Annotated in this window: 14 protein-coding genes and 2 pseudogenes; 8 read left to right on the top strand and 8 right to left on the bottom strand. The window is 41.6% G+C overall.

All coding sequences use genetic code 11. From position 1 onward, the window contains the following. Positions 1–26: 26 nt before the first annotated feature. Positions 27–182 (top strand): hypothetical protein, encoded by a 156-nt coding sequence (locus tag JOD21_RS03460; protein WP_204728273.1) that lies wholly within the window; start codon positions 27–29, stop codon positions 180–182. A gap of 32 nt (positions 183–214) precedes the next feature. Here JOD21_RS03460 and JOD21_RS03455 read toward each other — a convergent pair whose 3' ends face one another. Beyond that, complete coding sequence (locus JOD21_RS03455; protein WP_204728272.1) at positions 215–1,765, bottom strand: metal ABC transporter solute-binding protein, Zn/Mn family; 1,551 nt, start codon at positions 1,763–1,765, stop codon at positions 215–217. Positions 1,766–2,039: 274 nt separating this feature from the next. On the opposite strand from JOD21_RS03455, the gene JOD21_RS03450 reads away from it, so the two are divergent. From JOD21_RS03450 to JOD21_RS03430, 5 genes are all read left to right on the top strand, one after another. Further along, complete coding sequence (locus JOD21_RS03450; protein ID WP_204728271.1) at positions 2,040–2,354, top strand: ArsR/SmtB family transcription factor; 315 nt, start codon at positions 2,040–2,042, stop codon at positions 2,352–2,354. Between the two features lie 103 nt (positions 2,355–2,457). Further along, on the top strand, positions 2,458–2,886 hold the full coding sequence (locus JOD21_RS03445; RefSeq protein ID WP_338032865.1) for a DMT family transporter: 429 nt from the start codon (positions 2,458–2,460) through the stop codon (positions 2,884–2,886). Positions 2,887–2,900: 14 nt separating this feature from the next. After that, positions 2,901–3,356 carry a DMT family transporter gene (locus tag JOD21_RS03440; protein WP_204728270.1) on the top strand — a complete coding sequence of 152 codons (456 nt, stop codon included), beginning with the start codon at positions 2,901–2,903 and terminating at the stop codon, positions 3,354–3,356. Between the two features lie 232 nt (positions 3,357–3,588). Then, entirely contained in the window at positions 3,589–3,798 is a 210-nt protein-coding gene (locus JOD21_RS03435; RefSeq protein WP_204728269.1) for a helix-turn-helix domain-containing protein, read from the top strand. Continuing rightward, a complete protein-coding gene (locus JOD21_RS03430; protein WP_204728268.1) occupies positions 3,798–4,187 on the top strand; it encodes a hypothetical protein in 390 nt (129 codons plus the stop codon). Before JOD21_RS03435 ends, JOD21_RS03430 begins: the two co-directional genes overlap by 1 nt. 65 nt (positions 4,188–4,252) lie before the next feature. On the opposite strand, the pseudogene JOD21_RS19615 reads toward JOD21_RS03430, so the two are convergent. The 3 genes and pseudogenes from JOD21_RS19615 to JOD21_RS19255 all read right to left on the bottom strand — a co-directional run. After that, positions 4,253–4,639: pseudogene (locus tag JOD21_RS19615) on the bottom strand (methyl-accepting chemotaxis protein); the annotation flags it as partial. Positions 4,640–4,792: 153 nt separating this feature from the next. Beyond that, positions 4,793–5,089, bottom strand: a pseudogene (locus JOD21_RS19610) (PAS domain-containing protein); the annotation flags it as partial. 348 nt (positions 5,090–5,437) lie between these two features. Then, positions 5,438–5,716 carry a phospholipase gene (locus JOD21_RS19255; protein ID WP_204728266.1) on the bottom strand — a complete coding sequence of 93 codons (279 nt, stop codon included), beginning with the start codon at positions 5,714–5,716 and terminating at the stop codon, positions 5,438–5,440. A 678-nt stretch (positions 5,717–6,394) separates the two neighbouring features. Between JOD21_RS19255 and JOD21_RS03415 the strand changes: the two genes are divergently transcribed. Beyond that, positions 6,395–7,075 carry an HAD-IA family hydrolase gene (locus JOD21_RS03415; protein WP_204728265.1) on the top strand — a complete coding sequence of 227 codons (681 nt, stop codon included), beginning with the start codon at positions 6,395–6,397 and terminating at the stop codon, positions 7,073–7,075. Between the two features lie 88 nt (positions 7,076–7,163). On the opposite strand, the gene JOD21_RS03410 is transcribed toward JOD21_RS03415, so the two are convergent. Together JOD21_RS03410 and JOD21_RS03405 are read right to left on the bottom strand one after the other, a co-directional pair. Beyond that, the gene (locus JOD21_RS03410) at positions 7,164–7,616 is read right to left on the bottom strand and encodes an ASCH domain-containing protein (protein ID WP_204728264.1); all 453 of its coding nucleotides are present in this window, start codon (positions 7,614–7,616) and stop codon (positions 7,164–7,166) included. Positions 7,617–7,625: 9 nt separating this feature from the next. After that, positions 7,626–9,035, bottom strand: coding sequence for a hypothetical protein (locus tag JOD21_RS03405; RefSeq protein WP_204728263.1), 1,410 nt, complete (start codon positions 9,033–9,035; stop codon positions 7,626–7,628). Positions 9,036–9,195: 160 nt separating this feature from the next. Between JOD21_RS03405 and JOD21_RS03400 the strand changes: the two genes are divergently transcribed. Next, positions 9,196–10,230 carry a zinc-binding dehydrogenase gene (locus JOD21_RS03400; RefSeq protein ID WP_204728262.1) on the top strand — a complete coding sequence of 345 codons (1,035 nt, stop codon included), beginning with the start codon at positions 9,196–9,198 and terminating at the stop codon, positions 10,228–10,230. A 64-nt stretch (positions 10,231–10,294) separates the two neighbouring features. Here JOD21_RS03400 and JOD21_RS03395 read toward each other — a convergent pair whose 3' ends face one another. Continuing rightward, positions 10,295–10,864, bottom strand: a complete 570-nt coding sequence (locus tag JOD21_RS03395; RefSeq protein WP_204728261.1) for a manganese catalase family protein — start codon at positions 10,862–10,864, stop codon at positions 10,295–10,297. Between the two features lie 267 nt (positions 10,865–11,131). Continuing rightward, positions 11,132–11,395: a spore coat protein CotJB gene (locus JOD21_RS03390; protein ID WP_204728260.1), complete on the bottom strand. Its 264-nt coding sequence runs from the start codon at positions 11,393–11,395 to the stop codon at positions 11,132–11,134. Positions 11,396–11,399: the final 4 nt, after the last annotated feature.

Raw genomic sequence — 11,399 nt, 5'->3', positions numbered from 1 at the left:
GAAGAATTCCTTAAGAAGTGTGTGGAGTGGGGGATGGGACAGGTGAAGGGAATAGAAAAATGATTGATGGGATTCCTACACTGGCTGAAGAAATTCCGCACGCACTGAAGATGCCTGAAGGAAAAAGTGCAGTACATCCACCAATACGCAATTCCATATTAATCTTCATTTTTCCTACATAAAAAAACAGACCCGGTAGCCCCGGGTCTGCTCCTTAATGCGCCATCATCTCATGTGCAATCTCTTCACCGCTCATATCAGTTGGATAATACGTCGGCCAGTTCACAACTTCTTCAAGCAGCGCGGCACGGTCATCACCCCAATATAGGTGATAGTGGTGGGCATCTGTTGGTGAGATGCCGTGATCACTGAACTGAATATAGCCAGGCATGGTGCCAGTCTGTTCTTCTTCGAGTTTAAAGATATAGCGTACGCCACGGTTTCCTGCTTCATATGTCAGCACTTCATAGCCATCATATGTGTATACGCCAGATGACTCTTCACCATTTTCATAGAAAGTAAATGTATCATCTTCAATGACGATACGATCGACACCGGTTACATAACCTTCTGTGTAATATTCCTTATACTCTTCAGCTGTTTTGTCGCCTTCTTCAGCTTTATGCTCAAATACTTCATCCAGTGTTCCGTCCTGAAGGTACGGATAGACTGATTGCCAGTCACCTTCCCAGTCAGAGAGCGGGCGATCTTCAATCTGATCATCTTCAAAGTAACCGTCGTAAATTTTTTGTGTTTCCTCATCCAGCTCATGGCTGTGTTCGTGATCATGCGCTTCCGGCTCCACAGCAGGTGCAGCATAAAGGGCAGTAGTCAGCTGTTCAAGATTGTGTCTCATCAGTGTAAAATAATCTTCATCATTTGCAATATCTTCTTCTGTTAAAACAGAAAGGTTATGCAGTCTGAGTGTTTCAGCACCGATTTCATCTTTTACAACTTCAGCAATTTTTGTCGTGATGTTCTGTTCAAAGAATACATGCTTCAACCCGTATTCTTCAGCTGTCTCAACGATTGACTGGAGCTCACGCTGAGATGGTTCCTGCGTTGGGTTGAGTCCTGTCACAGCGATCTGATGAACACCATAAGCTTCTTCCCAGTAGCCGTAAGCAGCGTGAGAGACGATAAAATGATTGCCGGGAGCAGCACTGAGTTCAGATGAAAACTCTTCATCCAAAACTTCAAGATCAGCTTTCAGTGCTTCAAAATTGTCATTGAAAAATGCTTCTTCTTCCGGATTCATGTCAGTCAGTACATTTTTAATATTTTCAGCAACCTCAATTGAACGCACCGGGTCCAGCCATACGTGCGGATCATAGTCGCCGTGGTCATGATCATGGCTGTCCCCGTGGTCGTGATCATGGGAACCTTCACTTAATTCAATCCCCTCAGTCGCTTCCACAATCGTGACGTCCTCAGACTCGACTGCCTCAGCAATGCTGTCAGCGTATCCTTCAAGGCCTGCCCCGTTCATGATGAATGCATCCGCTTCAGCGATCGCAATCATATCTTTTGAAGTTGGCTCGTATGTATGAGAGTCAGACCCAGGCGGAAGGATAGACTGAACCTCAGCCTCATTTCCGGCAATACGCTCTGCGAAAAATTGCAGAGGGTATACCGTTGTATAAAGTGTTAAAGGATCAGATGAATCCGTTGATGCGCTCTGCCCCTCATTACTGCTGTCATCCCCGCATGCAACCAATGCCAGCACACCTAATAAACTTAATGTAGTAAACCATTTTCTATTCATTGTTTTCCTCCTTCATAAATTACAATGAATAATATATCGTAACGATTACGATTTGTAAATAGGAATGATTCTTTTTTATAAAATGAAATTTATTAGCATGTGTAAAAGGGAGAGGTTCTGATGTAAATGAACAACCGATGCATGGACCATTGCATATCTTAAAATGGGTGGGCTAGCAGCCGGGATATTTAATTTCAATTGATCGGAATGGTTCGGGATAAATGGAGGTTCACTGTGCTTGACACTTTTATCCTGGCAGATATAACATGATATTATGGAGCCTATTAGTATTTTCAAAGCACTTTCTAACGAAACCCGATTAAATATTCTGAAATGGTTAAAAGAACCTGAGAAATATTTTCCCGTTCAGCAAGCTCACTTGCCAAAGGAGGTTAATATTAAAGGCGGTGTTTGTGTGGGCGACATTCAGGCGAAAGTTAACCTGTCTCAATCCACCGTATCTCAATATTTGTCAATGATGCAGCAGGCTGGTTTATTAGAGTCGGAACGTTATGAACAGTGGACATATTACAGACGTAATGAAAAAAATATAGCTGAATTAATACAGTTTTTTGAAGAACAGCTTTAAAGTTTTCTAAAGTGGTTAACCTTTAACGGTTGACCACTTTATTATTTTCCATTATATTTGTATTTCGGTATATATCGATATACAAATAAAGGAGTTGAACGTTTTGAAGAATCTTCCCATATATATGCTGGCTTTGATCGCAGGCATATCGTTAAGTATAGAAGCAGCATTAGGTGGTGCTCTTGGAGAGAATATAGGAAAACTTGAAAGTACTTATTATATCTTTGTTGTAGGTGCTTTGAGTTTGTTTTTAGGCGTTTTATTCTTTGGAAAAGGTGATCTGACACAAGTGTTTAAAGTGCCAAAATGGACATTGACAGGTGGAGCGTTAGGGGTTATTTACTTATCATTGTTGATTATCAGTGTCACCTTTGTTGGAGTAGGACTTTCAATTACAGTCGTCATTATTGGTCAGTTATTCACAAGTATCGTAGTCGATCACTTCGGCTGGCTTGGAACAAAACGGATTTCAATTGATAGAAATAGAGTTATTGCAATTGGGCTATTGCTGCTTGCATTAGTATTTATCTGACAGGAGGCTTATCAATGGAATTATTATATATATTAATTCCATTGATAGCGGGAATTGGGCTAAGCACTCAGTCTGCTATTAATGGAACTTTGGGTAATAAAATTGGATCGCTTGAAAGTGCATTTTTAACTTTTTTCACTGGTGCAATTATACTTACGCTGATCGTGAATTTCTTTGGTCAGGGCAATATACTTGGTATTGTTGATGCTCCTGCAGTTCAACTTCTTGCTGCTATTTTCGGAGTGATTTTTCTGTCGATTATGCCGTTTGTAGCACCGGTGATCGGTGTAACAAATGCGATGATTATGGTGATTATCGGTCAACTCTTAGCTAGTGTGGCCATTGATCATTTTGGTTTATTCAGCAGTGAGGTTATTCCGCTTGATATACAAAAAGTGATTGGTATTTTGTTATTAATTGGAGCAGTCTATTTCATATTTAAAAAGCCTGGAACCAAAGAAGTTGCATGATAAACAATAATAAGGAAAAGAGAGCCACTTAGCATGTGCTGAGTGGCTTTTTAATGTTGATCTGATGATAACGGGTTTGTTGACGCATTCTAATCCTCATTACTGTAGTCATCAGCACGTTTATAAAATAAATGAAGTAACACATGTAAAGATATCTTTACTTTATGGAGTTATTCTTTTATCATAAATGTAAAGATATATTTACATTTTATCCGGAAGGTCGTGAGCACAGGTGCCGGTCAAAAACAATATTCAACAGATCCGAAAAGAAAGAGGGATTAAGCAAATTAAGATGGCTGAAGACTTGCAGGTTACAAGGCAAACATTTACAGCTATTGAGAAAAATAAATATAATCCCAGTCTGGAACTGGCATTAAAGATTGTGCAGTATTTTGATCTGCCGATAGAGGAAGTATTTATTTTGGAAGAGGAGGAGTCTTGATGAAAAAGAAGAAGATGCAAAGATGGGGATTTACCATTGCGGCAATGGGTGGGTTAGCAGGAATGATTCTTGGAACGTTTATATTCAGCGGCGCAGACTGGTCAGCGATTCTTGGGGCTTTCACAGCTTTTGTGATCATTTTTATCATTAATCTGGTGTTTGTAAAATCTAAAAAAGATCAGACGCCGGAAGTGGATGAGCGTATCATGCTGAACATGCGTAAGTATTATGCAGTCATTGCGAATGTATTCATAGGTATTCTATTTATTGCTTTATCAGCCCTTACTTATTTAGGGTATGAACAGGTTTCTCTTATGTATCTGTGGATGTTTGTGGTAGCTTATATGATTGTGAGTGGAATAGGGGCACTTGTGGTCAGTAAAAGATAAAAAACTATAGAATACATATAAAAAAAGAGTACTGTATTAAAAACGCCATTCAGTACTCTTCTATATTAAACACTCATTTTCAGCCTGTTTGCATATTCATCAATTTTGGCAGCCGTTTCATTCAGCTCCTGAAAATCGCTGGTTGTTTCACGGATCTGCTCAGAACCTTCCTGAATAACTTTCTCCACTTTTTCAGTCCCGGCGCTGATTTCTTTTACCCCGGAACTAATTCCCTCTGCGGAGCCTCTTACAGTTAGAATCGATTCTTCCACTTTTGCAGCGAGTTTTTTCACTTCTTTTGCGACAACATCAAAGCCGCGTCCATGTTCGCCTGCGCGTGCAGCTTCAATTGCTGCGTTCAGTGCAAGCAGATTTGTCTGAGAGGCAATTTCTTTAATCGCGAATGTCAGCTGCTGAATATTTTCAGCCTGCTCCATTAGTTGTGTCAGTGTTTCAAGGTTTTGCCTTGAATAAGCTAATGTATGATCAATGCTTTCACGTAATTCCTCACTGCGCTTCACACCATATTCAGCTTTCTCAGTCATATTACCAGAAACATCTGAGAGGGAAGACACGAGTTCAGATACGCCAAGCTGTCTGTTTGTAATATCAGTTGCGACCTTTACAACTCCAATGACAGTTCTGTTTTCAAAGATTGGCATATAAGTTGCTTCAAGCCAGATTACTGACCCATCACGCTTTTTACGTTTAATTTTGTCTTGAAATTGAATTCCAGCAGATAAGTCTATCCAAAAGCGCTCATAATCAGGCGAAGATGAAAATTCTTCAAAACAAAACACCTGATGAGGCCGTCCAATTAATTCATCAGGAAGATAACCAACCGCTCCTGCAAAAAGATCATTTACATACGTTACTTTGCGATCAAGATCAAACTGGATCATCGCCAGATTTTTCTTGAACGCCCCCATGACATTATTTTCTGATAGCATACTCAATTCACCCATACATATCCCTCGTTTTCCTCTATTATATAAGTCTTATTACCTAAAAAATCTTTCTATAAACATAATCTTGAATTAAAGATTAAATTGAAAGTGATTAAAAATGAAAAAATTCCCTTTATATTATGTAAAGAGTACCTTAATTATACGTTTCAAACCTCATATATGATAGATAAAATTAATTCTTTATACCTGTTAGATGAAAATAGGCCCCTGCATTAGAAACAGCTCTCACAGAATTTTTCATATAAATATGAGCTTTATATTCTATACAGGGACAGGATCAATTCAGCAGGTGAAAAATCTTTGCAGCTTCATATAGTAGAGAATCAGCCATGCGTGACGGCCTTCTTTTGTGTGGAGTGTTTGGATGGAGGAAAGGTCTTTTATCAGCGCCTTGTCACAAGCACAATAATTTCCCGTATCTCTGTAACATTCGTCATGGGCTTTGCATGCAGCATCCGTTGCATTAATTGGGACACCTGGTCCGCTGCAGCCTGGACCGCACCAACGATAGCCCGGAAGTACACAAAATTTAAGCCATCGGAGTCTTCTTCTGTGGGACACAATCTATCACCTCCTTTACTATAGAAGAAGACATAATCTCATGGGTTTTTCAATTTCAGGTTAAGTATCGCTGATATAAGACTGTGCACCCCTGCCATTCGAGAACGGAACAACTCCTATATTAATAGGGTATGGTGAGGAGAGAAATATGCATAGTTAAGTGTCTAGTTATATGAAATGATTTTCTACTTAACTATTATAATTCTTACACGCATCCCTGTTCATTCTAATGTAGAAGAATTTTGAATCTCAAACTGTTCATAGAATCAACCATTATTCTATTTGGTATCCTGCTTTTTAAGTTAATGGCTTTGTTAAGTTTGGCTGTTGATTTCCGCTCCAGGGGAACGCTTTCCGCATGAGCCGTCTTGTGGCTCCGGTTCAACCGGACCTCCTCAGCGCGAGGCGCTTGCGGGGTCTCACCTGTCCGACTTCTCCTGCTGGAGTCGTCCCCTTCCGCTACAATCACCAGCTGTGCTAAAACAACATTTACCTTTAACAAAGCCAAGTTAATAGAGAATAGATTGTCAAAGGATCCTTTTAAGTGAAAATGAATGGGAGAGGTAAAGGAGATTAACAAGCTGTTCATATTTATTCTGCAAGTCAGAGAAGGAATAAAATGTTAATATTATCATAAATGATTACAGATGTGGCTAGATTCAGTCAGGAGGGGTAAATGTGATCAGGTTAATGATTTTAGATTTTGATGGATTGATTTTAGATACGGAAACATATGAGATTGAATCTTTTGATAAATTGTATAAAAGATATGATGTCGTATTTCCTATCGTGAAGTGGATGGAAGGAATAGGGAGTGCTTCAACCTTTGATCCATATGAACCGGTGATATCAAAGCTTCCCGGTATCAAAAGAGAAGATTTGAGGAGAGAAAGAGCTCAGTTATATGAATCGCTGATGAAGGACCAATCTCCAAGAGCCGGTGTCAAAAAGTATTTAACACGGGCAACAGAGCTTGGCTTGAAAGTAGCACTTGCTTCAAGTTCTTCAAGGAGTTGGATTGATAAGTATATGGAGAAACTTGATCTTCAGCATTATTTTGATTTTATCTGTACAGCTGATGATGTAAAACATGTAAAGCCTGAACCCGACCTTTATCTGAAAGTATTATCTCATTTTGGTATTCGACCGGAGGAGGCAATTGTTTTTGAAGATTCCCCGAATGGTTCACTTGCAGCAATCAGAGCGGGAATACCGTGTGTAGCAGTACCCAATCCAACGACCAAGTCGCTCGAATTTGATGATAGGATCAGTCTGAGGCTTGACTCAATGGAAGATATGAGTCTGGATGAAGTATTAAAAAAATGTACCCGGACTCAGGCTAATCATGAGTCCGGGTAAAGACGACGTCTTCAAATGTCAGAAGTTCGTCCAGTCTAAGAATGGTGTGATCGGGTTTATGAAGACCCGGTCTGTTCCTGTTGCCCAATCATCTCTTCACATCCACCAGCTCAAACCGCTCACACACCAGCATCATATCCTCTGTATACTCAAGCCCAACCTCACTCAATTCCTTCTTAAAAAAGCGCTCATGAGCTTCTTTCCAGTAACGGTATGTTCTGTCACCCTCACCTTCAGCAATCGCAAATTCTTCAGGCACTTCATTCATCGGCATGATATCCACCTGAGAGGTTCGAATGATCGCTAACGGCTCGTCTTTACTGCTCAAAATGATGCTGTAATCATCTACAGCTGGAAGCGGCTCATGTTCAAGTTCGTAAAAAATGAGTCCTGAACAGGTAGCTGTTTTAACACCGTCGATTACCAGCTGAGCCAGGTAGTTGGGATCATCACCGAACTGCCATGCTGTGACGGATGAAGGTTTATCTTTACCCTGAGCACGCCAATATTCTTCCCAATATTTCTTTGATTTTTCGTTCATCGTAACCCCCTATAAGATAAGTAAGACATAACCCTGCAAATATACCTGCACCATCAGATAAAACGCAATGGCGAATTTATAATTAAACAGAAAGCTGTTTTTTACAATACTGATCCCATTCACTGAACTCAGCACAATTGCAGGCAGAATCAGCGGAGATATCATAATTGAGATGACGCTTCCGGAAGTTATGCCAAGTAAGACAATTTCCGGCGGATAAGGCACTTCAACCCCTTGCAAAATCCCTGATACCAGTACAATAACTGTCAACGGACCAAGACCGATAAAGCCAAGAATAATAACAACAAACGGCAGGACCCAAAGGAAATTGAGAAAAGGCACAGCATCTGACACCAGGAACAGCCCATCTACAATGTATTCCCCGTAGCCTGACTGGTTGACCGCATCAATCAAAAATCCTGCCGCAAGCAGAATGGAGAATTGCTGCGCTTTATTTGGAATGCCGTTCTTCGCATAATTCTTACCATATCGAAGGAGGTGGTGAGGCTTTTTACGAATGACAAAGTTCAGGACTACCCAAACGATAATGACGATCGGGATAATCAGGAGAAGACTTGCTTCCCAGATTGAGTTAATCAGAAAAATCGAGCCGAATAGCGTAATGAAAAGGAAGACAAATTCAATGACATCTTTATTTCCACCCGGCTTCTGATCTCCTGCAATTTTAGCAAGCTCTTCCTGAATGCCTGCTGTCAGATCCACTCCGTATTTTCGTTCACGGAAATAGGATAACCCCACTGCCAGCAGCACACCTGCCAACGAGATCACAAACCCCTGCAGGATAGACAATCCTAATGAAGCATCAAGCGCATCTACTGCAAATATAAAACTCGGGATGCTGACAACCCACATAGTGGTTAATGCAAAAGCACGCAACAGGGCAGTACCCTTATAATTTTCCCATGCTTCCCCCTTCTGATCACTCAGGAAATTATTCACCATACCATATACCATTGGAATTGCGCCAAATAATAAGAAATATGAAATAACCTGTGTAATCATCATCATACCGAAATAAAACTTTCTGCTCGTATTCAGCAGCCTTTGAGCAAAATGAATAACAGACTCTATATACGGTTTCTCTTCAAGCACCCAGCTGATGATGGGGACAATGAGTAAAAGCGCAATCAGCCCGCTCATTACCGTAAAGCCTGAAACACTTGATTCTACCAGAGACGTACCGGAAGTCAGGTGAATCGTAATGCCAATCACTAAAAGAAAAATTGAGATTGATGCCTGTTTTACCGGCAGAAAGAAATAACCGGTTGCAAATGCCACAAGACCGAATAACGAAAGCAGCGTCGAGAGCGAATCTGCCTGTGCCAATGAAACAATAAAATGCATGATGACATATAAAAGTATAAAGAGGGTATATCCCCGTTTTGCTGTTTCTTGCATGTCAGATACCCCTGTCTGTGTCGAATGATTTCCACAGATATCGTATCACAGCAGACGGAGATAATCTTTCGGCGTGCACTTGTGCCGCTTGAAGTTTGTATACAGAGCAGATTAGGGAAATGTATAGTTAAAGCAGACAAACATGAGAGGTGATGAGCAAATGAAAGCTGTACAAGTTGTTGGGTATGGTGATGAAAATCAGTTGCAGGTCGTTGATATTCCTGTTCCCGAACCGAAAGCGAATGAAGTGCTTGTAAGGGTGAGGGCCTGTGCGATCAATAATACAGAAATCTGGATGAGAGAAGGTGCATATGGGACAGATGAAGAGTCGGGCTGGCGTCCTGAAGGAGTTCAATTCCCGCGTATACCGGGTTCTGATATTACGGGTGAGATTGTCAGCGTGGGGAGCGCAGTTGAAAATTCATTGGTCGGGAAGCATGTTGTATTATTTCCTTTCACATCAAGCGGTGCAGAAGGGTCTGAACATATTTCAGAAGATATGTCCTTTATCGGATCGGAGTATGACGGAGGGTACGCAGAATATGTCGTGTGGCCGGCAGAGCTTTGTTTTGATATGCCCCTTGAAGATTTTGCAGAAAGTGCAGTGTTCTCAGTCAGCGGCCTGACAGCCTGGCATATGGTCAATCAAATTCAGGCAAAGCCAGGTGAGACAGTGCTTGTAACAGGTGCGAACGGCGGTGTCGGGTCATTAAATATTCAGATTGCTGCGCACGTCTTTGGGGCAAAAGTGATTGCAGTGACAGGTGACTTAAAAGATGCCGGTCAATTGAAGAAGCTCGGTGCTTCTCATGTTGTATCATATAAATCTGATCAACTGGCAGAAGATATTTTACAGGCAAATGGCGGACCTGTTGATTCAGTACTTGATGTGGTAGGGGACGCACTATTTGAGACTTCCTTACAAGTGTTGAAAAAGGGGGGTAAATTCTGTATTTCCGGATCTGCAGGCGGGCAGCAGACGAACCTGGATTTCAGGACATTGTATTTAAAGCATATTACAATGTACGGCTCAGTTCTCGGCACACGGCCAGAATTTAAAGATATGCTTCAGGCGATTTCAGATGGAAAGATCAGGCCTGTGATTGATAAGCGCTTTCCACTTGAACAAGCCAGGGAAGCACAGGTCTATTTCAAAAACAGAGGCAAGCTTGGGAAAATACTGCTCCTTCCCTGATCAGCTGTCTCATGATAAAAAACCGTATTCTCTCTGAGAGTACGGTTTTTTATCATGATGATTTTTAAAATACTTTCTTCTGTTCACGGTCCTCTGTAATCAGCATCACAGCTTCCTTGAACCGCTGGGCATGAATGATTTCCCGTTCTCTCAGGAATCTGAGTCCGTCATTTAAATCAGGATCGTCTGACTGATCAATAATCCACTGATAAGTCGCCCGTGCTTTTTCTTCCGCAGCGATATCTTCATAAAGGTCAGCGATCGGATCGCCTTTAGCCTGAATATAGGTCGCAGTGAATGGGACACCAGCTGCGTTATTGTAAAAGAGCGCACTGTCATGGCTGACGTAGTGTTCAACAAGACCGGCTGCCCGGAGCTGATCAGGTGTGGCATCTTTTGTGAGTTTATAAATCATCGTCGCGATCATCTCAAGATGAGCAAATTCCTCCGTACCAATATCATTTAATACACCGATTACTTTGTCAGGGATCGTATAGCGCTGGTTCAAATAGCGCAGTGCGGCAGCAAGTTCTCCGTCTGCGCCGCCGTACTGCTCCATCAGATACTTGGCAAGCGTAGGGTTACACGTGCTGACTTTTACAGGATACATCAGCTTTTTTTCATAACTCCACAAATCGCATTCCTCCTTAAGTAAAAGCGGAAGGCGCTTGATCAGCTGCGACAAGCATAAGACACAGAACGAAAAAGGGCGACCTTTCCCTTTATTGTTCAGTGGCTTATGACTCGAGCAGCTAGCGCCTGAAGCTGGATAAAGTAAAAGCGGAAGCAGGCGTTCAGGTCCGACAAACATAAGGCGGCTTGAGATAAATGGGTGCCCTTTCCCATTTTCTCAAGATGTCGTATGACTCGAAGACCTGCCTGCTAAAGCTGGATAAAGTGCTTAAACCTGCCACGGCCATGGTGCTTCAGCCCACTCCCATTCCTGATGATTTTGCACAGGCATCCCAAATCGCAGAGGGCCAAAACACGCTTCAAAATCGGTTTTCAGCCTGCTGCTGTAAGCTGCATAGTAATTGTACTGCTGGATTGCCTGGGCATCATCGGGGTGGGTATTGAGGTACAGTACCAGATCATAAATTACAAAATCAATGGCCTGAATCGCTTCAAGCTTCGTGTAATATTCTTTTGGCAGCTGTTTTTCCATCGGT

Source organism: Jeotgalibacillus terrae (assembly GCF_016908195.1).
In the GTDB taxonomy this organism is placed as follows: Bacteria; Bacillota; Bacilli; order Bacillales; family Jeotgalibacillaceae; genus Jeotgalibacillus; species Jeotgalibacillus terrae.
This window is presented reverse-complemented; position numbering and strand designations above follow the sequence as displayed.